The following is a 24264-nucleotide window of genomic DNA, read 5'->3' as shown; positions in this document are numbered from 1 at the left end:
AGGCGGCGGTCACCTAGCTGGTGGCCGCCGCCTTCGACGTGCTGACGGGCGACTTAGTTGAACGAGTCGCCGCAGGCGCAGGAACCCGTGGCGTTCGGGTTGTCGATGGTGAAGCCCTGCTTCTCGATGGTGTCGACGAAGTCGATGGTGGCACCGCCGAGGTAGGGGGCGCTCATGCGGTCGGTGACGACCTTGACGCCGCCGAAGTCCTTGACCACGTCCCCGTCGAGGGAGCGCTCGTCGAAGAAGAGCTGGTAGCGCAGGCCGGAGCAGCCACCGGGCTGGACGGCGACGCGCAGCGCGAGGTCGTCACGGCCTTCCTGGTCGAGCAGGGCCTTGACCTTGGCCGCCGCGGCTTCGGTCAGCACGATGCCGTCGGTGACGGTGGTGGTCTCGTCCGATACGGACATCTACATCTCTCCCGGGTTGTACGGAGACTGCTTGCCGACGGTTCAACCGGCGGGGCCGGCGGATCTATTCCGGCCGACGCCCGTGTTCTCGCGCGCCCGCCGTGGGGGCCGTTCCCTTTTCATGCTCGCACATGCCGCCGGGGACGGTGAATGACCGGCCCCGGCTCTTCCTGCGCCCTTCCGGTGGCCTTCCGGTGGCCTCCGGGATTCACGTCACATCGACGTTATGCACGTCGTCAAACTGACATGAAGCGGTTATGATAGATAGCGTCAAATAGACGAGAAGGGTGCGCAGACCCTTTGCGCGCAGAACAGAAAGGGTGCGTGTCGTGACCACCGCCCAGCCTCAGGACCTCGATGTACAGCCGACCCCGCTCGCCCTGCTGCTCCTCGGCCGGGAGGCCGACCCGCGGAGCGAGCGCGGTGTCGAGTGTCCCGGCGACCTGCCCTCGCCGTCCGACCCCGACCTGGTCGAGCGCGCCCGCGCGGCCAAGGAGAAGCTGGGCGACAAGGTGTTCGTGCTCGGTCACCACTACCAGCGCGACGAGGTCATCCAGTTCGCCGATGTCACCGGCGACTCCTTCAAGCTGGCCCGGGACGCCGCCGCCCGCCCGGAGGCGGAGTACATCGTCTTCTGCGGTGTGCACTTCATGGCCGAGTCGGCCGACATCCTGACCTCCGCCGAGCAGAAGGTCGTCCTGCCCGACCTGGCCGCCGGGTGCTCGATGGCCGACATGGCGAGCGCCGAGCAGGTCGCCGAGTGCTGGGACGTGCTGACCGAGGCCGGGATAGCCGGGCAGGTCGTGCCGGTGTCGTACATGAACTCGTCCGCCGACATCAAGGCGTTCACGGGCAGGCACGGCGGCACGATCTGCACCTCCTCCAACGCCCGGCGCGCCCTGGACTGGGCCTTCGAACAGGGCGAGAAGGTGCTGTTCCTGCCCGACCAGCACCTCGGGCGCAACACCGCGGTCCGGGACATGGGGATGTCCCTGGACGACTGTGTGGTCTACAACCCGCACAAGCCGAACGGCGGGCTGACCGCCGACGAGCTGCGCGCCGCGAAGATGATCCTGTGGCGCGGGCACTGCTCGGTGCACGGGCGGTTCAGTCTTGACTCGGTCAATGACGTCCGGGCGCGGATTCCCGGGGTGAATGTGCTGGTGCACCCCGAGTGCCGGCACGAGGTGGTGGCCGCCGCGGACTACGTCGGTTCGACGGAGTACATCATCAAGGCGCTGGAGGCGGCCCCGGCCGGGTCGAAGTGGGCCATCGGCACCGAGCTGAACCTGGTGCGGCGGCTGGCGAACCGGTTCGCGCCGGAGGGCAAGGAGATCACCTTCCTGGACCGTACGGTCTGCTTCTGCTCGACCATGAACCGGATCGATCTGCCGCATCTGGTGTGGACACTGGAGTCGCTCGCCGAGGGCACGCTGGTCAACCGGATCGAGGTCGACCCGGAGACCGAGGCGTTCGCCAAGCTGGCGCTGGAGCGGATGCTCGTGCTGCCGTAGCCGGGAGAGGGACGGCCAGGGGTGCCCTCACCGGGGGCGCCCCTGGCCGGTCCTTGCCGGTGAAGGGTCAGCAGTAGAGGTTGGCGCCCGGGGTCACCCCGAGGATGCCGGTGAAGCGGTTGTAGGCGTCGACCCGGCTCTGCACCTGGGCCGGGTTGCGGCCGTCGCATTCCAGCGAGCCGTTGATGGAGCGGATGGTCTGGCCGAAGCCCGCGCCGTTGACCATGGCGTTGTGGCCGGTCATCGTGCCGGGACCGGTCTGGGTGTTCCAGTACCACAGGCCGGTGCGCCAGGCGACGGACGCGTCGTTCTGGACCAGCCACGGGTTGTTCAGCAGGTCCAGGCCGAGGGCGAGTCCGGCGGCCCGGTAGTTGAAGTTCCAGCTGAGCTGGATCGGGCCGCGGCCGTAGTAGGCGGCCTGGCCCGCCGGGCAGCCGTAGGGCTGGCTCCAGTCGCAGTAGTTCGGGTAGTTGGCGGTGTTCTGCTCCACGATGTGGACCAGACCGCCGGTCTCATGGTTGACGTTGGCGAGGAAGGCTGCGGCCTCCTGGCGCTTCACGGTGTCGCTGCCGGTGGTGGCGAACGCCGGGTAGGCGCCGAGCGCGGCGACCAGTCCGCTGTAGGTGTAGAAGGGATTGCGGCCCGGGAACATCTGATTGAACTGGGCCTCGGTGACCACGAATCCGCTCGGGGTGCCCGGTCCGCCGGCCGCCGGGGCGGTCCACTTCTGGGCGGCGGTGCCGTTGCAGGTCCACAGCTGGAGCCGGGTGCCGTTGGCGCTGTTGGCGCCGGTCACGTCCAGGCACTTGTTCGCCTGCGGGTTGACGATGTCCCGGGCGGCGGAGACGGCCCACTGCTGGGCGCCGGAGCCGTTGCAGTCCCAGAGCTGGATCTGGGCGCCGTCGGCGGTGGAGCCGCCCGAGACGTCCAGACACTTGCCGAGCGCCCGGACGGTGCCGTCGGAGCCGACGTTCCACTGCTGGGCGGTGGTGCCGTTGCAGTCGTAGAGCTGGACGGCGGTGCCGTTGGCGGTACCGGCCGCGGCCACGTCCACGCATTTGCCGGCCAGGCCGCTGATCTGGCCGGTGGCCGCGGCGGCGGGCTGCGCGGGCAGCACGCTCAGAAGGGCGACCATCAGGGTGCCGGCCACCGCCGACGCCGTACGTCTCCAACGCAACTTCGGGCCCATGCCGAACCGCCTCTGCTCAAGTGGGGGATAGCGGGGGAGCGTTACCGGAGCACTGCTCCGCTCACTGCTTCTTTTAAGGCTTGAGCTAATAGCGCGTCAAGGTTCTGGACTAGACCAAGAGAAAGCTGTGGCCCCCCGCCCGGCGTTGTGGACGCCGGGCGGGGGGCCGTCAGGACGGGCCGTCAGACTCCCGCGGGTTCCGGGGACTTGTCGGCGCCGGAGGAGCCGGAGACCGGGCCGCCGTCGCCGGAGCCCGCCTTCCGCGCCCGCTTGGCCGCCCGCTTCTTCGCCCGGCGCTCCTTGCGCAGCTCCAGCATCGCGTAGAGGGTCGGGACCAGCAGCAGGGTCAGCAGGGTCGAGGTGATCAGACCGCCGATCACCACCACCGCCAGCGGCTGGGCGATGAAGCCGCCCTCGCCGGTGATGCCCAGCGCCATCGGCAGCAGCGCGAAGATGGTGGCCAGGGCCGTCATCAGGATCGGGCGCAGCCGGTGCCGGCCGCCCTCGATCACGGCCTCGACCACGCCGTACCCCTGTCTGCGGTACTGGTTGATCAGGTCGATCAGCACGATCGCGTTGGTGACCACGATGCCGATCAGCATCAGCATCCCGATCATCGCCGGGACGCCCATCGGGGTGCCGGTGAGGAGCAGCAGCCCGATCGCGCCGGTCGCCGCGAACGGGATCGACACCAGCAGGATCAGCGGCTGGGCCAGCGACCGGAAGGTCGCCACCAGCAGGATGAAGACGATCGCGATGGCCGCGAGCATCGCCAGGATCAGGTCCGCGTTGGCATCGTCCTGGTCGGCGGTGACGCCGCCGATCTCGGCGGTGGCGCCCGCCGGGAGCTTCAGCTTGTCGATCGCCTTCTGGAGGTCGGTGCCGACCGCGCCCGTGTTGTCGATGGTCGGCTTGGCGGTGACGGTCGCCGAGCGCTGGCCGTCGATCCGGGTCATGGAGACCGGGCCGTCGACCAGTTCCACGGTGGCGATGTCACCGAGCTTCACCGGGCCGAGGGGCAGCGCCTTCAGCTCGGCCAGCGTGGTCGCGGGCCGCGCCGCCTTGATGACGATGTCCCGCTCGGTGTCGTCCAGCGTGGCCTGCGCCGCGGTGGTGCCGCGCACCGCCTCGCCGACGACCGCGCCCAGCGTCTGGTCGGTGAACCCGGCCTGTGCCGCCCGCTCGTTGGCGGTCACCGAGATCCGCGGCACGCTCTGCGCCAGGTCGCTGGTGACGTCGGTGACGTCGTCCAGCTCCGCCACCGCCTTGCGGACCTGCTCGGAGGCGGTGCGCAGGGCGTCCGCGTCGGCCGCCTTGACGACCACGCTGAGATCCTGGCTGCCGAAGCCGTCACCGGCCGCGATAGTCGTCGTACCGATCCCGTCGAGCTTCTTCAGCTCGCCGTCGATGCGCTGTTCGACGTCGTCGTAGGAGGCGGACTCCTCCAGCATCACCGAGTAGCTGGCCTGGTTGGTGTCGGTGCCGCCGCCGAAGGCCGCCATGAAGCCGGACGAGCCGATGGTGACCTGGTAGTCCTTGACGCCCTCGGTGCGGCCGAGGACCTCCTCGACCTTCTTGGCCTGGGCGTCGGTGGCGGCGAGGCTGGTGCCGGGCGCCAGCTCCTGCTTGATGCTCAGCACCTCCTGGTCGCCCGGCTCGAAGAAGTTGGTCTTCAGCAGCGGCGCCATCCCGAAGGTGCCGAGCAGCACGACCACGGCGATGGCCACACTGGTCAGCCGCCGCCGGGTGGCGAACTGGAGGACCGGCACATACAGCCGCTGGAGCCGGCTCTTGGCCTCCTTCTCCTCGGCCAGCCTGCGCGCCTCGCCGGCATCCTCCGGGGTGCCCTTGGGCGCCCGCAGGAACCAGTACGACAGCACCGGTACGACGGTCAGCGAGACCAGCAGCGAGGCCAGCAGGGCGGCGGTGACGGTGAGGCTGAACGAGCCGAACAGCTCACCGACCATGCCGCCGACCAGCCCGATCGGCAGGAACACGGCGACCGTGGTGAGGGTGGAGGAGGTGACCGCGCCGGCCACCTCGCGGACCGCGTTGAGGATGGCGGGCTCGCGCTCCTCGCCGTAGCCGAGATGGCGCTTGATGTTCTCCAGGACCACGATCGAGTCGTCCACGACCCGGCCGATGGCGATGGTGAGCGCGCCCAGCGTCAGCATGTTCAGGGAGAGGTCGCGGGTCCACAGCACGATCAGCGCGAGGACCACGGACAGCGGAATGCTCACCGCGGTGACCAGCGTCGAGCGGATCGACGCCAGGAAGACCAGGATGACCAGGACCGCGAAGACCAGACCGAGGGCGCCCTCGGTGGTCAGGCCCTTGATGGACTTGGAGACCGCCGGGCCCTGGTCGGAGACCACCGTGACGGTGGCGCCGGAGCCGAGGTCCTCGCGCATCTGCCCGAGCTTGTCCTCGACCGCGTCGGAGATGGCGACCGCGCTGCCGTCGTGGTCCATGGTGACGGCGACGGCGAGGCTGGGCCTGCCGCCGGTGCGGGTCAGCGAGTCGGCGACGGCCTGCCGCTCGGCCACCTCGGCGACGTCCCCGAGCCGGACCGGGTCGGTGCCGGGCTCGCCGGTGACCCTCAGGTCCTCGATCTGCTGCAGCGAGGTGAAGCCGCCGCCGACCTGGACCGTGCGGTTGGCGCCGTCCTCGTCGAAGGACCCGGCCGGGGTGGTGACCCCGCCCGCCTGGAGCGCCTGGGCGAGGGACTGGCTGGTCAGCCCGGCGCGGGTGAGCGCGGCGGGGTCGGGGGTGACGGTGACCTGGAGGTCACGCACTCCGTCGACACTGACCTGGCCGACGCCGTCGATGCCCTCCAGGGTCGGGACGACGGTCCGGTCGAGCCGGTCCGCCAGCGCCTGCTGGTCCTCGTCCGAGGTCACGGCGAGGACCACGGTGGGTATGTCGTCCGTCGAGCCGGCGACGACCTGCGGGTCCACCTCGGCCGGGAGCAGGGCGCGGGCCCGGTTGACGGCCTGCTGGACATCGGCGACCAGCTGCTGGGTGTCGGGGCCGTAGTCGAAGGACGCCATGATCACGGCGTTGCCCTCGCTGGCGGTGGAGGTGACGCCGGAGATGGCGTCGACCGCTTCGAGGCTGTTCTCGATCGGCTCGACGACCTGCTTCTCGACCACGTCCGGGGACGCGCCCTGGTACGGCGCGATCACCGACACCATGGGCAGTTCGATGGTGGGCAGCAGCTGCTGCTTGAGCTGCGGGATCGCGATCGCCCCGAAGGCGAGCGCGATGATGGACATCAGCCCTATCAGGGCCCGTTGCGCGAGGCTGAATCTGGACAGCCAGGACATGGGTCAGCGTCTCTCTTCCGTGGCCGGGGCGAAGCGGTGGGCGTGGACGACCGCCCCCACCTCAACACCCTGAGCCATGGACGAGGCCCGATCCGTCGCCCCCAGGTCCAGATCCTTATGCCGCGCATACTGCGGGTGCAGTAGGGCCGGGCCGGGGTCAGTCCACCCTTGGGCGGACCAGGCCCGACTCGTACGCGATGACGACGAGCTGGGCCCGGTCGCGGGCGCCGAGCTTGGCCATGGCCCGGTTGACATGGGTCTTCACGGTGAGCGGACTGACCGAGAGCCGCTCGGCGATCTCGTCGTTGGAGTGGCCCCCGGCGACCTGCACCAGCACCTCGCGCTCCCGGCCGGTGAGCGCCTCGAGCCGCTCGGCGCGGGCCGGGTCGTGCTCGGCGGCGGAGTCGTCGCCCTGGGCGAGGAAGCGGGCGATCAGGCCCTTGGTGGCGGCGGGCGAGAGCAGCGCCTCACCGTCGGCGGCGAGCCGTATGGCGCTGAGCAGTTCCTCGGGCTCGGAGCCCTTGCCGAGGAACCCGGAGGCCCCGGCGCGCAGCGACTGCACCACGTAGTCGTCGACCTCGAAGGTGGTGAGGATGACGATCCGGACATGGGCGAGGGCCGGGTCCGCGCTGATCATGCGGGTGGCGGCGAGGCCGTCGGTGCCGGGCATCCGGATGTCCATGAGGACCACGTCCACCCGCTCCTGCCGGGCCAGCCGCACCGCCTCGGCCCCGTCGGACGCCTCCCCGACCACCTCCATGTCGGGCTCGGAGTCCACCAGCACCCGGAACGCGCTGCGCAACAGGGCCTGGTCGTCGGCGAGGAGCACCCGGATGGTCATACGGGCGCTCCGGCGGGTATTCGGGGGCGCGCGGTGGCGCTTGCGGTGGCGCGTGCGGTCATCTGGGCTCCCCGGTGGGCACGGGCTTCGTGGTCCTGACCGGCAGGATCGCATGGACGCGGAAGCCGCCGCCGTAGCGGGGTCCGGTGGTCAGGGTGCCGCGTACGGCGGTGACCCGCTCCCGCATCCCGAGCAGGCCGTGTCCGCCGCCGGGCGGCGGGGCGGAGGTGTCGCCGCCGCCGTCGTCCAGCACGGTGATCTCGATGTCGGGCCCCACCCGGACCACGCTGACCTCGGCCTTCGCCTCGACACCGGCGTGTTTCTGGACGTTGGTGAGGGCTTCCTGGATGACCCGGTAGGCGGCCAGGTCGACGGCGGCGGGGAGGGTGACGCCCTGGTCGGCGCGGGCCACCTCGATCCGCAGCCCGGCGTGGTGGAAGGTGGCGACCAGCTCGTCGAGCACGGCGAGGCCGGGGGCCGGTTCGGTGGGGGCCTCGGGGTCGTCGGACTGGCGGAGCAGACCGACCGTGGCGCGCAGTTCGTTCAGCGCGGAGCGGCTGGCCTCGCGGACATGGGCGAGCGCCTCCTTGGCCTGGTCGGGGCGCTTGTCCATGACATGGGCGGCGACCCCGGCCTGCACATTGACCAGGGCGATGTGGTGGGCGACGACATCGTGCAGATCGCGGGCGATGCGCAGCCGTTCCTCGGCGACCCGGCGGCGGGCCTCCTCCTCCCGGGTGCGTTCGGCCTTCTCGGCCCGGTCCTGGATGGCCTGGACGAAGGCGCGGCGGCTGCGTACGGCGTCCCCGGCGGTGGCGCCGATACCGGTCCAGGCGATGATCCCCAGGTTCTCCTGGGCGTACCAGGGCAGCGGCCCGGCGAGCATCGCGGACCCGGCGAGCGCGGCGGTGGTGAGCAGGGCGACCCGCCAGGTGGTGTGCCGGTCGGTGCGGGCGGCGACGGTGTAGAGGGCGACGACGGCGGCCATCGCGACGGGGGCGCGGGAGGCGCTGGAGACGTTCTCCACGATGGTGAGGGCGCTGGTGGCGGTGAGGACGGCGAGCGGGGCGCGGCGCCGGAAGATCAGCGCCGTGGCGCCGAGGGTCATCAGCACCAGGCCCAGGGCGTCGGGGGTGCGGATGCCCCAGCTGACGCCGTGCTCCCCGTGCGAGTCGGTGAAGGACCCGGCGACCATGCACACCAGCACCGCCGCCGCCAGCACCGCGTCCAGCGCCAGCGGGTGTGCGCGGGTGTGACGCCGGGCGCGGTCGAGTGTGCTCACGGAGATTTACGGTAACCGGGCACGGGGCGGGTTCCTATCGGGCGGGGGGGGAGGCGCCGGGGAGGAGGCGCCGGGGGGCGGGCCGGAGCTGGGGTGGCCCGGAGGGCGCGGCTGGGGTGGGCCCTGAAGCCATGGGGTGAGCCCGGAGCGCGGGCCGACCCGGAGTTCGTGGGGCGAGCCCGGAGGCGTGGGCGAGCCAGAGCCGTGGGGCGGGGCTGGAGGCGTCGGGCGAGCCCGGAGCCGTGAGGCGAGCCCGAGGGCGTCGGGCGAGCCCGGAGCCGTGAGGCGAGCCCGGAGCCGTGAGGTGAGCCCTGAACCGTGGGGCAAGCCCAGAGCCGTGAGGCGAGCCCGATGGCGTGCTTGGTCGGGTCGGTCCTGACGGCCGGGGCGAGGTCAGCCGGGGATCAGACCCTCGTCGCTCAGGAGGTCTCTGACCTCCTCCAGCGTCGCTTCCGGCGACGGGAGGATGAGGTCGGAGGGTTCGAGGGCGTCGTCGGGGAGGGGCGTGCCCAGGGTGCGGACCTCCTGGAGCAGGGCGTGGAGGGTGCGGCGGAAGCCCGGTCCGTCGCCGGACTCCATCTCCTCCAGGAGTTCGTCGTCGAGCTTGTCCAGGTCGGCGAGGTGGCTCTCGGCCAGCCTCACCTGCCCCTCCCCCATGATCCGTACGATCATGTCGCCCTCCTCGGCGTGGGCCCGGGTCTACTGCTTGTCGAACCTCGGGGTGTCCTGCGGCTGCTGCTGGGACTGCGGCTGGGACTGGCCGGGGCCGCCCTCGATGGCCTGCTGACCGGACGACGATCCGCCCGCCAGCTCCGCCTTCATCCGCTGGAGCTCCAGCTCTACATCCGTACCACCGGAGAGCCGGTCCAGCTCGGCCTGGATGTCGTCCTTGGCCATGCCGGAGGGGTCGTCCAGGGCGCCGGAGGCGAGCAGCTCGTCGATCGCGCCGGCCCGCGCCTGGAGCTGCGCGGTCTTGTCCTCGGCCCGCTGGATGGCCAGCCCGACGTCGCCCATCTCCTCGGAGATGCCGGAGAACGCCTCGCCGATCCGGGTCTGCGCCTGGGCGGCGGTGTAGGTGGCCTTGATGGTCTCCTTCTTCGTCCGGAAGGCGTCCACCTTGGCCTGGAGGCGCTGGGCCGCCAGGGTGAGCTTCTCCTCCTCGCCCTGGAGCGTGGCGTGCTGTGTCTCCAGGTCGGTGACCTGCTGCTGGAGGGCGGCACGGCGGGACAGCGCCTCACGGGCGAGGTCCTCACGGCCGAGCGCCAGCGCCTTGCGGCCCTGGTCCTCCAGCTTGCCGGACTGGTTCTGGAGCTGGTTGAGCTGCAACTCCAGCCGCTTGCGCGAGGTGGCCACGTCCGCGACCCCGCGGCGGACCTTCTGGAGCAGCTCCAGCTGCTTCTGGTACGAGTAATCGAGGGTCTCGCGCGGGTCCTCGGCCCGGTCAAGGGCCTTGTTCGCCTTCGCGCGGAAGATCATCCCCATACGCTTCATGACACCGCTCATGGGCTTCGCGCGCCCCCTTCTGACGGACTCCAGCTCCAGCTCTGCGACAGAACCCACAGTACGGGCCCTGCATCCATTGACGCACTGTTCCGGGTCGGATGCGCTCCTCCCCAAGGACGAGTAAGCGGCCGTCCGATCCCGCCTAGGGAGTAGGTGGTCCCCTCGGACCCCTTGCCCCGGCGGTCGGACCGGTACGCAATCGTCCCCTCTGTCCCCGTACAGACGTCCGGTGTTGCGGGATCGTTCCCCCCGGGGCTGGGGTCCATGCCTGGGCACCCCGTACCCTTGGGTTTTGTGTTCCGTAGCCGTGCCAAAGACGAGAAGGCCGCCGCAGCCGAGCAGGCGCAGCTGACCGACTCCCCGCAGACCCGTGACCCGCAGGCCCCGAAGGGCAGGCCCACGCCCAAGCGCAGTGAGGCCCGTACCCAGCGCCGCAGCGTGGCGAATACGCCGACGACGCGCAAGGAGGCGTCCCGGCGCAGCCGTGAGGAGCGCCGGGCCGCCCTGGAGAAGCAGCGCAAGGCGCTGGCGGGCGGCGACGAGCGCTATCTCCCGGCGCGCGACAAGGGTCCGGTGCGGCGCTTCGCCCGCGACTACATCGACTCGCGGTTCAACGTGGCGGAGTACTTCCTGCCGATGGCCGTGGTGATCCTGGTGCTGTCCATGGTCCGGGTGGGCCAGCTCCAGACCATCGCGCTGCTGTTGTGGCTGGTGGTGATCGTGCTGATCGTGCTGGACTCCTTCGTCACCGGCTTCCGGCTGAAGAAGCGGCTCGCCGAGAAGTTCCCGGACGACAACAAGCGGGGCGCGGTGGCCTACGCGCTGATGCGCTCGCTCCAGATGCGTCGGCTCCGGCTGCCCAAGCCGCAGGTCAAGCGTGGAGAGCGGCCCTGAGCGCTGCGTCGTTCTCCGGAGGTGCGGCCCGTAAGTGGCTGGGGCGGCTCGGTCATCTGCGCGATGTCGTGCGGCAGGAGCTGGTGGCCCGGCAGCTGGAGGAGCAGATAGCCGGGCGGTTCCCGGTCGGGCAGCGGCTGCGGGTGCTCGATGTGGGCATGGGCCAGGGCACCCAGGCGCTGCGGCTGGCGCGGGCCGGTCACCAGGTGACCGGCGTCGAGCAGGACGCCACGATGATCGAGGCCGCGCGCGCGGCACTGGCGGCCGAACCGGAGGGCATCCGCGAGCGGATGCGGATCGTGCAGGGCGACGGCCGGGACACCGGCGTCCACTTCCTGCCGGGCAGCTTCGACGTGGTGCTGTGCCACGGGGTGCTGATGTACGTGGAGGAGCCCGACCCGCTGCTGGCCGGGCTGGCCCGGGTGATGGCTCCGGGGGGTCTGCTGTCGCTGCTGGTGCGCAATGGTGACGCGCTGGCGCTGCGGCCGGGTCTGTCCGGCGACTGGACGGGCGCGCTGGCCGCCTTCGACAGCACGGTGTACCGCAACCGCCTGGGCCTGGACGTCCGCGCGGACCGCCTCCCGGCGCTGACCAACACCCTCGCCGGGATCGGCGCCCCGCTGAACGCCTGGTACGGCGTGCGGGTCTTCACGGACACCGCGCCGGACGACGCCGCGCTGCCGGACGATCTGGAGACCCTGCTCGCGGCGGAGGACCGAGCGGGCCGCACGGACCCCTACCGGGGAGTGGCGGCGCTTCTCCATCTGTGCGGGGTACGGGGCTGAGGGCGCCGACTTCGGGACGCGTACGGGGTCGGAGCCGAGGACGACGACATCGCCGACCCGCCCGGGTCGGGGCTGAGGACGCCACCACCAGGCCCCCCACGGGTCAGGGCTGAGGGCATCGGCATCGGGACCCGTACAGGGTCGGGGCTGAGGACGCCGGGATCGGGACCCGTCCGGAGTCGGGGCCGAGGACTACGGCATCGGGACCCCTCCGGGTCGGGGCTGAAGACGCCGTCACCAGGAACCCCACGGGTCAGGGCTGAGGGCATCGGCATCGGGACCCGTCCGGGGTCGGGGCTGAGGACGCCGCGATCGGGATCCGTCCAGGTCAGGGCCGAGGACTACGGCGGCGGAACCCCTCCAGGTCGGCGCTGAAGACGCCGCCACCAGGAACCCCAGTTCGGGGCCGAGGACTACGGCATCGGGACCCCTCCGGGTCGAGGCTGAGGAGACCGACATCGGGACCCGCCCGGAGTCGGGGCCGAGGACTACGGCGGGGGGACCCCTCCAGGTCGGGGCTGAGGGCGCTGCCACCAGGAACCCCACGGGTCAGGGCTGAGGGCATCGGCATCGGGACCCGTACAGGGTCGGGGCTGAGGACGCAGGGATCGGGACCCGTCCGGAGTCGGGGACGAGGACTACGGCGGTGGGACCCCTCCGGGTCGGGGCTGAGGGCGCTGGCGCCAGGATCCCCACAGGTCGGGCTGAAGGCGCCGGCGTCGGGACCCGTACGGGTCAGTACGGCGGGCCGCCGGGGCGGGGCGCCGTGAGACTCGGGGCATGGACGCTTCCCGATTCCGTGTACCGCTCCGAGCGCCGCTGCGCATACCGCGGCTGGCCGGGCCGGTCGTCGCCCTGTCCTGCTGTCTCGCGCTGGCCGCCGGGTGCTCCGGCTCCGGGTCGGCGGCCAAGGACGAGCAGGGCGGTGCGGACACCGCCCAGGCGTCCGCGCCACGGGCCGCCGACGATCTCCAGAACGGCTATCTGACGGTCATCAAGAACGTGCTGCCGTCGGTGGTGCAGATCCAGGCCACCAGCGATCTGGGCTCCGGCGTGGTCTACGACGACAAGGGCCATATCGTCACCAACGCCCATGTGGTCGGCGGTGAGGAGTCCTTCCAGGTGACGACCGCCAGCAGCGAGGAGCCGCTGACGGCCAAGCTGGTGTTCGCCTACCCCGAGCAGGATCTCGCGGTCGTCAAGCTGGACTCGGTGCCGGACGGCCTGGCCCCGGCGAAGTTCGGGGACTCCTCGAAGGTGCAGGTCGGGGACATCGTCCTGGCGATGGGCTCACCGCTCGGACTGTCGTCCAGCGTGACCGAGGGCATCGTGTCGGCGACCGGCCGGACCGTCAGCGAGAGCCAGTCCGGCGGCGGTACGGGCGCCACCATCCCCAACATGATCCAGACCTCGGCGGCGATCAACCCCGGCAACAGCGGGGGCGCGCTGGTGGACCTGGACAGTGAGGTGATCGGCATTCCCACGCTGGCCGCGACCGACCCCGACCTCGGCAACAGCGCGGCGCCCGGCATCGGGTTCGCCATCCCGGCGAACATGGTGAAGACGGTCGCCGACCAGATCATCAAGGACGGCCGGGTCACCGACTCCGGGCGGGCCGCCCTCGGCATCGTCGGCCGGACCGTCGTGGACAGCGCCGCCCAGGCCGCCGGAGTGGCCGTGGTGTCGGTGGAGAGCGGTGGCGCCGCCGCGAAGGCGGGCCTGGAGGCCGGGGACATCATCATCCGGCTCGGGGACACCGACATCACCACCATCACCTCCCTGTCGGAGGCCCTGGCCGGCGACAAGCCCGGCGACAAGACGACGGTGACGTACACCCGGAACGGGGCCGAGCGGACGGCGGACGTGACGCTGGGTGAGCAGTGAGGACGGCTGGAAAACGCGGGCGGAGTCAGGGGCGGGGAAGGGGCGGACGACCCCTTCCCCGGTTCCCGGTCACGCCTCGGCGGCGGCGTGCAGGCTCATCGGCCCGTAGATCTCCGTGAGGTCCTCGAAGAGGCGCACCTGGTCGGCGCCGCCCGCGAGCAGTTCCTTCCAGTACTCCCCGATCCAGGACTCGGCGTCGCCCTGCGTGGTGAACTCCTCGGGCACCACCGCGGGCTGGACCTCCGTCCCGTCGGCCTTCTCGAACCGCCACGTCCATGCCGCCATTCGGGCCTCCCTGATGTCAGCGCGTGCAGAGCCGGGCCGGACCTTGATCCGGTCCCGCCCCGAGCCTAAGCGGTCCGCCGGGCGCGCGGTCGCGGACCGCAGGTGATCGATCACAGCGGGTGGGTCCGCCCCGGACCGCCCGGACTCCCGTGCCCCGTGCGCGGGCGGGGTCCGCGGCGAGCGGGGAAAATCGGTCCGTGGAACTGACTCTGCTCGGCACCGGCGCCCCCGCGGGCCTGCCCCGCCCCGACTGTCCCTGCGCGACCTGCGCCACCGCGCTGGGCCCGGCCGCCCGCGCGGCGACCGCGCTGCTGGTGGACGGGACGCTGCTGCTGGATCTGACACCGGGCGTGGCGTTCGCGGCGGCACGTGCGGGGCGGTCGCTGGGCGGGGTACGGCAGGTGCTGCTGTCGCATCCGCACGACGGGCCGCCGCTGGAGGTGCCCGCCGGGCTGCCGCAGCCGGGCCGGGTGCCCGACGGCCGGGAGCTGGCGCTGCTGACCGGGCACCGGGTGCGGGCGGTGGCGATGGACGCGCCGGGCACGGGGTACGCGGTGACCGGCCCGGACGGGCTGCGGCTGCTGTATCTGCCGCCGGGCGGGGCGCCCGCCGGTCTGGAGGAGGCGCCGGGGCCGGGCGGTACGGAGCCGTACGACATGGTGCTGGCGGATGTGACCGGCCGTCCGGACGCGCTGGCGCGGCTGCGCGCGGTGGGCGGGATCGGCCCTACGACGGATGTCGTCGCCGTCCATCTGGACCATGACGTGCCGCCGGGCGCGGAGCTGGCGCGCCGGCTGGCGGCGGCGGGGGCGCGGGCGGTGCCGGACGGGACGACGCTGGCGGTGGGCGGGTACGAGGACGTGCCCGATGTGCCGCGGCGGACGCTGGTGCTGGGCGGGGCGCGTTCGGGCAAGTCGGTGGAGGCGGAACGGCGGCTGGAGTCCTTCCCGGACGTGGTGTACGTGGCGACCGGGGGCGGGCGGAGCGGGGACGGTGAGTGGGCGGCGCGGGTGGCGGCGCACCGGGAGCGGCGGCCGGGGTCGTGGCGGACGCTGGAGACCTGCGAGGTGCTGCCGCTGCTGGCGGAGGAGGGGCCGCCGCTGCTGATCGACTGTGTGTCGCTGTGGCTGACGGACGCGATGGACACGGTCGGGGCGTGGGACGACGCGGTGTGGGCGGACGGCGGGGAGAAGGCGCTGCGGGGGCGGGTGCGGGCGTTGGCGGCGGGGGTGCGGGGGGCGCGGCGGGTGGTGGTGCTGGTGTCGAACGAGGTGGGCTCGGGCGTCGTCCCCGCGACGGCCTCCGGCAGACGCTTCCGGGACGAACTGGGCCGCGCGAACGCCGCGCTGGCAGCGGAGTGCGAACAGGTGTTGCTGGTGGTCGCGGGGCAGGTGGTGGTGCTGCGGGGGTGAGTGGGGGGCTGCGGGGCCAGGTGGGGTCCTCAGCGGTTAGGTGGGGGCGTGGGGCCAAGTAACGGTGCCGCGCGGCTGAGTGGGGGTGCTGCGGGGCGGCCAGGTGGTGGTCTTCCGCGGCTGAGTGGGGGGCCGGGGGGCGCTCACCCGCGCGAGCGGGGTGCCGCTGCGCCCACCCTCCCCCACGCTCGGCTTCGCTCGCGCGGGGGGACCCCCATCGCCCTGCGGCACGACTGCCCGCAGCTGGGGCGGTGACAGGTGCAGCGGCGACAGCGCCCTGCTTTTAGGGGCGCGGGGAACCGCGCACAGGGGAGCGAGCTACGGCACCAATACACCCGGGCGAGGGCAGCGCCCTGTCTTTTAGGGGCGCGGGGAACTGCGCGAAGGGGCCCCGCCGGGCCGCAGTCGGGCGACGACCCGGTACGTGTTCGAGAAGCGGGTCCGCCGGAGCAGCGGTGCCAGCAGACCGTCGGCCACCCTCGCGGCCCCGACCACCGGCCCCGCAGCACCCCGTACCCGCCCCCACACCGGCCGTACCCCCGCCTCCCGCCACGGCACATCCCCCTCCGGCAACACACACCCCCGCACCAACTCCGCCGCCGCCCCCAGATCGACCGGCGCATGCGCCCGCCGGTCCACGGACACCACCTCGCACCCCCCGGCCTCCAACTCCGCGCACACGTTCCCCACCGGCAGCAGATGCAGATGCCCCGGCTGGGTATGCGGCAGCCACCACCGCCCCAGCAGCCCCGCGTACAGACACCCCGGGTCCGTCAGCTCCAGCAGCAGATACCCGCCCGCCCGCAACGCCCCCAGCGCGCCCGCCAGCTCCGCGCGCGGGTCCGGCGTGCGCTCCAACTGGTGCAGCAGGCTGACGACGTCGTACCGGGCCCGCAGCCGCGCGGCCGTCGCCGGGGCGGTGAGCCGGCCGATGTGGGCCTCCTCGATCCGCCCCGCCTCCCGGGCCCGCACCACCCGCGGCGTGGCGTCGAGCCCGTCGAACGCGGTGTACGGGAAGAACTCCCGCGCCACGTCCGGGAAGTCGCCGTGCCCCGTGCCGACATCGAGCCAGCTCTCCGGTTCGAACGCCCCCGGCACCGCACGCGCCGCGGCCCGCAGCCGCCGTCGGCCGCGCGGCGCGGGACCACCGGGCCCCGCCTCGGCGGCGTCCCAGTGGTAGAAGGACAGGCCCTCGGGGGTGAGCCGGGGGTTCTGGAACACATGCCCGCACCTCCCGCACTCGTCCAGCGTGAACCGTCCGGGCTTGCGCTGCACCAGGTCGGACGTGGTGAGCCGGAGCCGCGGTCCGGTCGCACCGCACCAGGGGCAGTCGGTGCGCCGGGGCTCCTGGAACCGGTCGGTGCCCAGGGCGAGTTCGGCGGCGTACGCGGCGCGCCGCCGGTCGGTGACCGGGGTCGTGGTCGGGGTGGGTGGGGCGGGCGAAGGGGACATCAGCGGCTCCCGGGCGCACGGAACGACGTACGACATTTCACTGCAAAACGGAACGTATGGGATCGGGATCTTGGGTGCAATGACGCCGTGCGGACGGGGTGGCGTCCGGACCGGGCGGCGCGGCGGAGGTGCGGTCCCACCGGGCCGGTACTGTTCGGCGAATGAGCGCGCTGAATCTCGACGACTTCACCGATCTGATCGAGCGCCCGGACGGCGGGGTGCGCCGGGACGCCGAGGCGCACCGGGAGAGCCGTACCGTGCCGCCCGGTTCACTGGGGCGTCTGGACGAGCTGGGCGAGTGGCTGGCCGCGGCGCAGGGCGTGGTCCCGGTGCGGCCGGTGGACCGGCCCAAGGTGGTGCTGTTCGCCGGTGACCACGGGATCGCCGGGCTAGGTGTCTCGGCCCGGCCCGCGGGCAGCGCCGCCGAGCTGGTCCGGGAGGTCCTGGCGGGCGGCCGTCCGGTGTCGGTGCTCGCCCGGCGCTCCGACGTGCCCGTCCGGGTCGTGGACATGGCGCTGGACTGCGACCCCGGGACGCTGCCGGAGGAGATCACCCGGCACCGGGTGCGGCGCGGCAGCGGGCGGATCGACATCGAGGACGCGCTCACCCCGGAGGAGGCGGAGGCCGCCTTCCGCGCCGGGATCGCGGTGGCCGACGAGGAGGCCGACTCCGGTACGGATCTGGTGGTGCTCGGCGATGTCAGCGTCGGCGGGACCACGGTGGCCGGGGTGCTGATCGCGGCGCTGTGCGGCACGGACGCCTCGGTGGTGACCGGGCGCGGCGGGCTGGCGATCGACGACCTGGCCTGGATGCGCAAGTGCGCGGCGATCCGGGACGCGCTGCGCCGGGCCCGGCCGGTGCTCGGGGAGCAGCTGAAGCTGCTGGCGGCGGTGGGCGGGGCGGACGTCGCCGCGATGACCGGGTTCCTGCTCCAGTGCGCGGTGCGCAAGACGCCGGTGATCCTGGACGGGGTGGTGACGGCCGCGTGCGCGCTGGTCGGACAGCGGATCGCGTTCCGCGCGCCGGACTGGTGGCTGGCCGGGCACGACAGCGGGGAGCCGGGTCAGGCGAAGGCGCTGGACCGGATGGCGCTGGAGCCGCTGCTGACCCAGGGCGTACGGGTGGGCGAGGGCACCGGCGGTCTGCTGGCCCTGCCGCTGGTCCGCGGCGCGGCGGCACTGGCCGCGGAACTCCCGGAACTCCCGGAACTCCCGGAGCATCCGGAATCGGAGGCGGACACCGAGCAGCCCGAGCCCGGCCCCGAGCCCAAGCCCGCCGAAAACCCCGAGTAGCCCCCGACAGACCCGCCCATATCGCCCCACTCCCACCCCACTCGGCACAATGCTCACGACATGAAAAGGATCACCAGAGCTTTCGTCCGATGGGCCCGCGCCGAGTGGGGGCCGCTGTACACGACCGTGCGCGACGGGCTGCGGCGGGACGGCTGGCGGGCCGTCCCCATGACGCTCACGGCGGTCGCGCTGACCGTCGTCCTGTATGTGCTGCACCAGCAGTCCTGGGGCTTCCGGTTCGTGGAGGACGTGGGGTCGGTGCGGGCCGAGGAGCCGTTGTGGCTGGCCCTGCTGCGCACCCCGCTGTCCCTCTTCGTCCCGGCGCTCGATCTTCCCGTGTGGGGCGCGCTGGCGCAGATCCTGCTGATGTTCGGGGTCGCGGAGATCTGCCTCGGGCGCCCGCTGACCCTCGCCATCGCCTATCTGGCCACCCTCGCGGGCACCTTGTACGCCCGGATCGGCATCGCGGTCGGACCGGGCGGTCCGTTCGGGCTGCCCGCGGCGGACGCGCAGATCGTGGACACCGGACCGTCGGCGGCGGTGGTCGGGCTCGCGGTGTACGTGGCCTGGCGCTACCGGGCGTACGTCACGGTGGCCCTGGTGGTGGTGGCGATGATCGGCGAGGTGCTGATCAAGAACAACCTGGCGGGCAAGGAGCACCTGGTGGCCATCGCGGTGACCCTGCTGCTGTGCGCGGGCTCGGCGCTGCGTCAGCGGCGGACGGGGGCGCGGACCAGTTCGGGGTCGGGCGTGCCGCCGATCCAGTCCTGAAGGCGGCGGCTGGGGCCGGCCCAGCGCCGGTCGTGGTGGTAGGCGCGGAGCCTGGCTCTGGCACGGGCGCGGGGGCGGCGGCCGTACAGCCGTTTCGCCCAGGGGGAGGTGGGGCGGGCGAGGCGGATCGCGCCGAACCAGGCGAGGAAGGGGATCACCACCCCGAAGATCGCGAGCCGTGCCTTGCCCTTGGCGAGGCAGACGAGGGAGAAGAGGAAGTTCACCGCGATGGTGACGGCGACCGTGCCCCGGCTCTGGAGTTCCTGCTCACTGAGGCCGTCGACGCCGAACGGCGAGTAGCCGAGCAGCAGCAGTCCGACCAGTGCGGCGGTCAGCACCACCACCTCGACGCTCTTGCGGCCCTCCTCGCTCCAGTACACGTCGTCCAGGTGCAGGATCAGCGCGAACTCGTCCAGGACCAGTCCGGCGCCGATGCCGAACACCACCGCCGCCAGGGCCGATCCGAAGCCGCGCTGTCCGCCCGCCACCGCGCAGAACCCGCCGATGAGGGTGAGGACGATGCCGGGCACCACATGGTGGATGTGCAGCCCGCCCGCCCTGACGTTGCCGAACGGCCCGCGTCCGGCCCGGATGAGCCGGGTGATCAGCCGGGTGACCAGGAAGGTGACGACGAACGCGGTCAGGGCGAGCAGCAGCGGGAGCTTGCCCGGCTCGATGATGTTCCGCTCCCACCATGTCCCCATACATCGATTCTGTCCCCATATCGACCGAATGACGGCATGTGAGCGCCGGAGTTCCCTTCGCGTCGCCCCCGTCTCCCCTCCCCGTGCCGCCCTGACCCGCCCAGACCCGCCCGGCCCCTCCCGTACGCTGCCGGAATGTCCGAGAACCCCGCCGGTGCCCCCGGTCTCCGCTTCGCGTTCGGCACGCTCACCGTGCTGCCGGTCCGGGTGACCCGCTGGGACCGGGGCGCGGCCCGCGCCGGGATGCTCTGGGCGCCGCTGGCCGGGCTGGTCGTCGGCGGCTGCGCCGCCGCGTTCGGGGCGCTGTTCCTGCTGCTGGGCGCGGGCCCGCTGGTGGCCGCCGTCGCCGCCACCGCCGTACCCGCCGTGCTCACCCGGGGACTGCATCTGGACGGGCTGGCGGACACCGCCGACGGACTGGGCAGCGCCAGGCCCGCCGAGGACGCGCTGCGGATCATGAAGCGGTCCGACATCGGCCCGTTCGGGGTGATCACCCTGCTCTTCACGCTGCTCGCCCAGGTCGCCGCGCTGGCCCGGCTCTACGACGGCTCCTGGGCCCGGGGCGCGCTGGCGGTCGTCGTCGCCGGGACGGCCGCCCGGCTCGCCCTGACCCTGGCCGCCCGCACCGGCGTCCCGGCGGCCCGGCCCGAGGGGCTGGGCGCGGCGGTGGCCGGTGCGGTGCCGCTGCCCCGGGCGCTGGCCGTGGCGGCGGCGGTCGTGGTCGCCGCCGGGGCGTGCGGGGCGCTGTTCGGAGCGGGCGGCGCGCTGCGGGCGGTGCTCGCGGTGACGGTCGCGCTGGTCGCCGCCGATCTGCTGCTGCGGCACTGTGTGCGGCGGTTCGGCGGGGTGACGGGGGATGTGTTCGGGGCGCTGGCGGAGACCGCGGCGACGACCGCGCTGGTGGTGGCGGTGCTGGGCTGAGCCCCGGTCCGGTCAGCGGGGGGCGCGCAGGGCGTGCGGGAGGGTCCCCCAGGGGTGGCTGCCGGTGCCGGGGACCGCGCAGTGCAGGGCGGCGCCCCGGCGGTGGGCGGTGGCGGCCAGGTCGACGTTGCGGGGGACGCCGTAGACGAGGTGGCAGTCGTGGGTGCCCTGGACCAGCGGGCCGGGGCGCCAGGGCTGGCTGTCGTAGGTCTCCCAGGGGCCCTCGAAGGTGACCAGGACATCGGCGATCCGGGCGTAGCAGGGGTGCGGCGGGGTGCCGGGGTTGAGGACGAGGGTGGCGCAGCCGGTGCCCCAGGCGGCGGTGGCCAGCCGCTGGTAGTGCGGGAAGTCGTCGGGCGAGGTGGGGACCTGGTCGAAGAAGGCGCCGTCGACCTCGTACCAGGAGCGGTGGTGGGCGAGGTCGGCGGCGACCTCGGCGGCCGGGCGGCGGCCGTAGTCGGTGTCGGTGTAGCCGAGGACCCGGACCCCGGCCGCGCGCAGCCGGGCGGCGGTGTCGGCGAAGGCCGGGTCGGGGCGGGCGCCGGGCCCGCTGTCGGGGTTGAGGACGACGGCGTAGAGGTGCGGCGCGGCGGCGAGCAGGGCGGCCCACTCGGCGGGCCGGACGGCGGGATGCTCGTAGTACGGGACCAGGAGGGTGCTCATCGGTGGGCGGTGGCTCTTCCGAGGAGGACGCAGACCAGGGCGGCCTGGGCGGCGGCGGCCGTGCCGTGCACCCACAGGTGGGACTGGTCGCCTGCGTCGGTGAACAGGGTGAGGGACTGGGCGAGGGCGGCGGCGCAGCAGATCGCCGCGGCCCCGGCCACCGCCCCGAAGGACTGGAGCAGCAGGCCGGTCCACAGGACCACGCCGAGCAGCAGCAGCCCGGTGAGCCGGTCGGGGCCGGGGAACGGGGAGCCGGGCCACAGGGCGGCGGTGAGCGCGGCGAGGGCGAGCAGCACGGCCAGGTAGCTGCCCAGACAGCGGACCAGGACGAAGGCGGTGGAGCGCCAGAAGGCGCGGGCCGTGCCGGTGGAGCGCAGGCCCGCCAGGCTGCCGCTGCGGAAGCGGTGCAGCAGCCATTCGGCGGGGCCCATGCTGAGGGTGAGGGCGACGGCGGCGGGCGCGGCGACCGCGCTCTGCTCCTCGCCCGCGAGGACGTCCCCGACGGCCGCGTACAGCACCAGGACTCCGCTGCCGAGGCCGAACAGGGCGTACGGCAGGGAGGCGGTGAGGCGGGGGCCGGCGCCCCGTGGGGCGGCGGCGGTCGCGGGGGCCTGGGTGGCGAACGGGAGCAGGGCGGTCAGGCCCGCCGTCCAGGTGCCCCGGCTCTTCTCACGGACGGCGGGGGCGAGTTCCAGGGCGGCGAGGACGGCGGTGGCCAGCAGGGAGCCCAGCAGCAGGGCGACCCGGGCGGTGGTCGGCAGGTCGGTGAGGAGGGTGGCGGCGGCGCCCACGGGCAGCGGGGCGAGGGCGGCGAGCAGGGCCCGCTCCCGGCCGAGGACCAGCAGGGCGGTGGCGGCGGCGAGGTAGCAGGACTGGCCGACGGCGAAGGCGAGCGAGGCGGAGCCGGTGGCGCCGGACGCGGCGACGGCGGCGACGGTGCCGAGCAGCGCGCCGAGCGGGGCGCCGGTCAGCAGGGCGTGCCGGGCGGCGGTGCGGTCGCCGAGGCCGAGCCAGGAGTAGGCGCGGTGGGCGAGGCCCTGGTTCCAGGTCCAGCCGGTGAGGGCGGCGGCCAGCAGCGGGACCGTGCCGGACGGCAGCCCGCCGGGGCCGGGCCCGGAGGCGCCGCCGAGCAGCGGGGCGCCCAGGACATAGCCGAAGCCGGGGAGGGCGAAGATCACTCCGCGCAGCAGACAGGCGAGGAGCCCGGCCTGCCAGGGGTCGGGGGCGGGGCCCTCGGGTTCGGGGTGGCGGCGGTCGACGCGTTCGTACAGCTCCTCGGCGAGGGCGAAGGAGTTCTTGACGCCGTACCGCTCGCGTATCTGGTCGTCGGAGAGGCCGTCGGACTCCAGCAGGGCGGCTATCTCGTCGGGGTGGACGGCGGCGGCTATGAACGCGTCGAGCCGGTCGGCGAGCGCGTCGATCGGGTCGGGCTCGGCCCAGCTGGGGGTGGGCTGGCGGGGGATGGCGGGCAGCGAGTCGGGGCGGGCGCCGGGCGGCAGCCAGACGGAGCCGCTCACCAGCCGGGTCCGTTCGCGCCCGCGCCCGCGTACCAGGGGCTGCGCAGTTCGAGGGTCCAGTCGGCGACGGTCTCGACGGCGGGCTCGTAGGTCTGGGGGCCGCCCGCGAGTTCCTGGTAGATGGTGCGGAAGGCGTCGACCGAGCGGCGCAGGGTGAAGCGTTCGATGACCCGGCGGCGGGCCGCCTCGCCGAGCCGCAGCCGCCGTTCGTCGTCCTGGAGCAGGGCGAGCGCGGCGGCGGCGAGCTTCTCGGGCTCGCGCGGCGGGACGACGAGCCCGGTGTCGCCGACGGCCTCGCGCACGCCGCCGACATCGGTGGAGACGGTGGTCCGGCCGCAGCTCATGGCCTCGATGATGGAGAACGGGAAGCCCTCGGAGACCGAGGAGAGCATCACCACATGACCGGCCGCGTACGCCTTCCAGACCTCGGTGATCCGGCCCTCGAAGGTGATCCCGTCGGCGACACCGAGTTCGGCGGCGAGCTTCTCCAGCCGGGTCTTGTACGCCTCGCCGCCCGCCGGGACCGGGCCGAACAGGCGCAGCCGGGCGGCGGGGAGGCCGGCCCGGACGTCGGCGTAGGCCCGGATCAGGGTCTCCAGGTCCTTGATGGGGTCGACCCGGCCGCACCAGGTGAGGGTGGGGACGTCGGGTTCGGGTCCGGCGTGCGGGAAGGCGGCCGGGTCGACGCCGTTGTAGACCGTGCGGATCTTCGCGGGGTCGGCGCCGCCGCGCTCCTCCCAGCGCCGGTTGTACTGGTTGCAGGGCGTTATCAGGTCGGCGTTGCGGTAGCCGTGTGAGTTCAGCGCGCGGTAGAAGCCGAGCATGAAGGACTTCACGGGCCAGCGCTGGCCCTCGCGGCGGTAGCCGAGATAGCGCTCGCGCAGATAGATGCCGTGCTCGGTGAGGAGGAAGGGGACGCCGTCCAGCTCGCGGGCGGCCAGGGCGGGCAGGGTGGCCAGCCCGCTGCTCACCGCATGCGCGACGGAGTCCTCGGGTATCCGCACGCCGAGCGGGCGCAGGGCGTGCTCCAGCAGATCGGTGGCGGTCAGCGCGTCGTGCACGGTGGGGCGGGCGGCGGCGGTCGGCAGATGCGGCATCGTCCAGATCCACATCAGCGAGCGCAGCGCGGACTCGGTGCGCAGGGCGGCGGACAGCTGTCCGGCGCGGGCCAGCTCGGCGAGCGCGGCGAACGACTCGCCGAAGTCGCAGTGCGCGTCCGGGTCGAGGAACGACAGCAGGAAGCGCTCGTAGGAGTCGATGAACCGGCGCCGGGCCCGGCCGCGCGGGGCGCGTCCCCGGCCGGGGCGCGGGCCCCAGGTCGGCACCGAGGTGTGCCGGTACACATTGGGCGGCAGCTCCCAGGTGACCGGTTCGCGGCCGGTGCCGGTCATCGAGACGATGTGGAAATCCACCTCGGGCATCCCCTGGACGAGCTGGTCGCACCAGGTGCTGACGCCGCCGTGGACATGCGGATACGTGCCTTCTGTGAGCATCGTGACGTGCTGGCCGTTGCGCATGACTGCGCGGGTCCCCCCTGCGGTGTGGGCGGTCGAGGCGCGGGGAACTGCCGCCCGTTCCCGGGGGTGGCCGGTGGTGGGCTGGTCGCGCAGTTCCCCGCG

General features: G+C 73.2%; 21 protein-coding genes. 8 read left to right on the top strand and 13 right to left on the bottom strand.

Translation table 11 applies throughout. The features are described from left to right. Window positions 1-53: 53 nt before the first annotated feature. Window positions 54-410, bottom strand: a complete 357-nt coding sequence (locus AB0D49_RS15810; RefSeq protein WP_362757208.1) for an iron-sulfur cluster assembly accessory protein — start codon at window positions 408-410, stop codon at window positions 54-56. Window positions 411-739: 329 nt separating this feature from the next. On the opposite strand from AB0D49_RS15810, the gene nadA reads away from it, so the two are divergent. Continuing rightward, window positions 740-1924 carry a quinolinate synthase NadA gene (nadA, locus tag AB0D49_RS15805; protein ID WP_362757205.1) on the top strand — a complete coding sequence of 395 codons (1185 nt, stop codon included), beginning with the start codon at window positions 740-742 and terminating at the stop codon, window positions 1922-1924. A gap of 67 nt (window positions 1925-1991) precedes the next feature. Here the strand turns inward: nadA and AB0D49_RS15800 are convergent, their stop codons facing one another. The 6 genes from AB0D49_RS15800 to AB0D49_RS15775 all read right to left on the bottom strand — a co-directional run bounded on the left by AB0D49_RS15800 (window position 1992) and on the right by AB0D49_RS15775 (window position 10065). After that, window positions 1992-3059: a glycoside hydrolase family 19 protein gene (locus AB0D49_RS15800; protein WP_362757738.1), complete on the bottom strand. Its 1068-nt coding sequence runs from the start codon at window positions 3057-3059 to the stop codon at window positions 1992-1994. 236 nt (window positions 3060-3295) lie between these two features. Continuing rightward, window positions 3296-6439 carry an efflux RND transporter permease subunit gene (locus AB0D49_RS15795; RefSeq protein ID WP_362757202.1) on the bottom strand — a complete coding sequence of 1048 codons (3144 nt, stop codon included), beginning with the start codon at window positions 6437-6439 and terminating at the stop codon, window positions 3296-3298. A gap of 157 nt (window positions 6440-6596) precedes the next feature. After that, window positions 6597-7280 (bottom strand): response regulator transcription factor, encoded by a 684-nt coding sequence (locus AB0D49_RS15790; RefSeq protein WP_362757199.1) that lies wholly within the window; start codon window positions 7278-7280, stop codon window positions 6597-6599. A gap of 58 nt (window positions 7281-7338) precedes the next feature. Then, complete coding sequence (locus AB0D49_RS15785) at window positions 7339-8562, bottom strand: histidine kinase (protein ID WP_362757197.1); 1224 nt, start codon at window positions 8560-8562, stop codon at window positions 7339-7341. Window positions 8563-8955: 393 nt separating this feature from the next. After that, window positions 8956-9234, bottom strand: a complete 279-nt coding sequence (locus tag AB0D49_RS15780) for a hypothetical protein (RefSeq protein WP_362757194.1) — start codon at window positions 9232-9234, stop codon at window positions 8956-8958. Window positions 9235-9261: 27 nt separating this feature from the next. Further along, entirely contained in the window at window positions 9262-10065 is an 804-nt protein-coding gene (locus tag AB0D49_RS15775; RefSeq protein WP_362757191.1) for a PspA/IM30 family protein, read from the bottom strand. Between the two features lie 264 nt (window positions 10066-10329). Between AB0D49_RS15775 and AB0D49_RS15770 the strand changes: the two genes are divergently transcribed. The 3 genes from AB0D49_RS15770 (at window position 10330) to AB0D49_RS15760 (ending at window position 13628) form a co-directional block, all read left to right on the top strand. Next, window positions 10330-10959 (top strand): DUF3043 domain-containing protein, encoded by a 630-nt coding sequence (locus AB0D49_RS15770; RefSeq protein ID WP_362757189.1) that lies wholly within the window; start codon window positions 10330-10332, stop codon window positions 10957-10959. Between the two features lie 83 nt (window positions 10960-11042). Continuing rightward, window positions 11043-11744, top strand: a complete 702-nt coding sequence (locus tag AB0D49_RS15765) for a methyltransferase domain-containing protein (RefSeq protein ID WP_362757186.1) — start codon at window positions 11043-11045, stop codon at window positions 11742-11744. 780 nt (window positions 11745-12524) lie between these two features. Beyond that, window positions 12525-13628 carry a trypsin-like peptidase domain-containing protein gene (locus AB0D49_RS15760; RefSeq protein ID WP_362757183.1) on the top strand — a complete coding sequence of 368 codons (1104 nt, stop codon included), beginning with the start codon at window positions 12525-12527 and terminating at the stop codon, window positions 13626-13628. Between the two features lie 69 nt (window positions 13629-13697). Here AB0D49_RS15760 and AB0D49_RS15755 read toward each other — a convergent pair whose 3' ends face one another. Next, window positions 13698-13913: a hypothetical protein gene (locus tag AB0D49_RS15755; RefSeq protein ID WP_362757180.1), complete on the bottom strand. Its 216-nt coding sequence runs from the start codon at window positions 13911-13913 to the stop codon at window positions 13698-13700. A 197-nt stretch (window positions 13914-14110) separates the two neighbouring features. On the opposite strand from AB0D49_RS15755, the gene AB0D49_RS15750 reads away from it, so the two are divergent. Further along, window positions 14111-15325, top strand: a complete 1215-nt coding sequence (locus AB0D49_RS15750) for a bifunctional adenosylcobinamide kinase/adenosylcobinamide-phosphate guanylyltransferase (RefSeq protein WP_362757177.1) — start codon at window positions 14111-14113, stop codon at window positions 15323-15325. A gap of 360 nt (window positions 15326-15685) precedes the next feature. On the opposite strand, the gene AB0D49_RS15745 is transcribed toward AB0D49_RS15750, so the two are convergent. Beyond that, window positions 15686-16777: a class I SAM-dependent methyltransferase gene (locus tag AB0D49_RS15745; protein WP_362757173.1), complete on the bottom strand. Its 1092-nt coding sequence runs from the start codon at window positions 16775-16777 to the stop codon at window positions 15686-15688. A 161-nt stretch (window positions 16778-16938) separates the two neighbouring features. Here AB0D49_RS15745 and cobT point away from each other — a divergent pair, with 161 nt between their 5' ends. Both cobT and AB0D49_RS15735 read left to right on the top strand, forming a co-directional pair. Continuing rightward, a complete protein-coding gene (gene cobT / locus AB0D49_RS15740) occupies window positions 16939-18069 on the top strand; it encodes a nicotinate-nucleotide--dimethylbenzimidazole phosphoribosyltransferase (protein ID WP_362757170.1) in 1131 nt (376 codons plus the stop codon). A 60-nt stretch (window positions 18070-18129) separates the two neighbouring features. Beyond that, on the top strand, window positions 18130-18840 hold the full coding sequence (locus tag AB0D49_RS15735; protein WP_362757166.1) for a hypothetical protein: 711 nt from the start codon (window positions 18130-18132) through the stop codon (window positions 18838-18840). Here the strand turns inward: AB0D49_RS15735 and AB0D49_RS15730 are convergent. After that, window positions 18780-19544 carry a hypothetical protein gene (locus AB0D49_RS15730; protein WP_362757163.1) on the bottom strand — a complete coding sequence of 255 codons (765 nt, stop codon included), beginning with the start codon at window positions 19542-19544 and terminating at the stop codon, window positions 18780-18782. The two genes, AB0D49_RS15735 and AB0D49_RS15730, sit on opposite strands and share 61 nt — an antisense overlap. Before the next feature lie 135 nt (window positions 19545-19679). Here AB0D49_RS15730 and AB0D49_RS15725 point away from each other — a divergent pair, with 135 nt between their 5' ends. Further along, a complete protein-coding gene (locus AB0D49_RS15725; RefSeq protein ID WP_362757160.1) occupies window positions 19680-20465 on the top strand; it encodes an adenosylcobinamide-GDP ribazoletransferase in 786 nt (261 codons plus the stop codon). Window positions 20466-20477: 12 nt separating this feature from the next. Here the strand turns inward: AB0D49_RS15725 and AB0D49_RS15720 are convergent, their stop codons facing one another. The 3 genes from AB0D49_RS15720 to pelF are packed head-to-tail and all read right to left on the bottom strand — an operon-like array spanning window position 20478 to window position 24162. Next, window positions 20478-21128 carry a spherulation-specific family 4 protein gene (locus AB0D49_RS15720; RefSeq protein ID WP_362757157.1) on the bottom strand — a complete coding sequence of 217 codons (651 nt, stop codon included), beginning with the start codon at window positions 21126-21128 and terminating at the stop codon, window positions 20478-20480. Further along, window positions 21125-22645 carry a hypothetical protein gene (locus AB0D49_RS15715; RefSeq protein ID WP_362757154.1) on the bottom strand — a complete coding sequence of 507 codons (1521 nt, stop codon included), beginning with the start codon at window positions 22643-22645 and terminating at the stop codon, window positions 21125-21127. Before AB0D49_RS15715 ends, AB0D49_RS15720 begins: the two co-directional genes overlap by 4 nt. After that, entirely contained in the window at window positions 22642-24162 is a 1521-nt protein-coding gene (gene pelF, locus AB0D49_RS15710; RefSeq protein WP_362757151.1) for a GT4 family glycosyltransferase PelF, read from the bottom strand. Before pelF ends, AB0D49_RS15715 begins: the two co-directional genes overlap by 4 nt. Window positions 24163-24264 lie beyond the last annotated feature (102 nt).

The sequence above is a fragment of the Streptomyces sp. NPDC048290 genome (assembly GCF_040652095.1).
Classification (GTDB): Bacteria; Actinomycetota; Actinomycetes; order Streptomycetales; family Streptomycetaceae; genus Streptomyces.
Note: the sequence above shows the minus strand (reverse complement) of the source record. Positions and strands in the feature narration are given on the sequence as shown.

Coding starts and splice junctions, on each gene's coding strand:
- AB0D49_RS15810 (WP_362757208.1), bottom strand. CDS start 410: ATGTCCGTATCGGACGAGACCACCACCGTCACCGACGGCATCGTGCTG.
- AB0D49_RS15800 (WP_362757738.1), bottom strand. CDS start 3,059: ATGGTCGCCCTTCTGAGCGTGCTGCCCGCGCAGCCCGCCGCCGCGGCC.
- AB0D49_RS15795 (WP_362757202.1), bottom strand. CDS start 6,439: ATGTCCTGGCTGTCCAGATTCAGCCTCGCGCAACGGGCCCTGATAGGG.
- AB0D49_RS15790 (WP_362757199.1), bottom strand. CDS start 7,280: ATGACCATCCGGGTGCTCCTCGCCGACGACCAGGCCCTGTTGCGCAGC.
- AB0D49_RS15780 (WP_362757194.1), bottom strand. CDS start 9,234: ATGATCGTACGGATCATGGGGGAGGGGCAGGTGAGGCTGGCCGAGAGC.
- AB0D49_RS15775 (WP_362757191.1), bottom strand. CDS start 10,065: ATGAGCGGTGTCATGAAGCGTATGGGGATGATCTTCCGCGCGAAGGCG.
- AB0D49_RS15770 (WP_362757189.1), top strand. CDS start 10,330: ATGCCTGGGCACCCCGTACCCTTGGGTTTTGTGTTCCGTAGCCGTGCC.
- AB0D49_RS15760 (WP_362757183.1), top strand. CDS start 12,525: ATGGACGCTTCCCGATTCCGTGTACCGCTCCGAGCGCCGCTGCGCATA.
- AB0D49_RS15755 (WP_362757180.1), bottom strand. CDS start 13,913: ATGGCGGCATGGACGTGGCGGTTCGAGAAGGCCGACGGGACGGAGGTC.
- AB0D49_RS15745 (WP_362757173.1), bottom strand. CDS start 16,777: ATGTCCCCTTCGCCCGCCCCACCCACCCCGACCACGACCCCGGTCACC.
- cobT (WP_362757170.1), top strand. CDS start 16,939: ATGAGCGCGCTGAATCTCGACGACTTCACCGATCTGATCGAGCGCCCG.
- AB0D49_RS15735 (WP_362757166.1), top strand. CDS start 18,130: ATGAAAAGGATCACCAGAGCTTTCGTCCGATGGGCCCGCGCCGAGTGG.
- AB0D49_RS15730 (WP_362757163.1), bottom strand. CDS start 19,544: ATGGGGACATGGTGGGAGCGGAACATCATCGAGCCGGGCAAGCTCCCG.
- AB0D49_RS15725 (WP_362757160.1), top strand. CDS start 19,680: ATGTCCGAGAACCCCGCCGGTGCCCCCGGTCTCCGCTTCGCGTTCGGC.
- AB0D49_RS15720 (WP_362757157.1), bottom strand. CDS start 21,128: ATGAGCACCCTCCTGGTCCCGTACTACGAGCATCCCGCCGTCCGGCCC.
- pelF (WP_362757151.1), bottom strand. CDS start 24,162: ATGCGCAACGGCCAGCACGTCACGATGCTCACAGAAGGCACGTATCCG.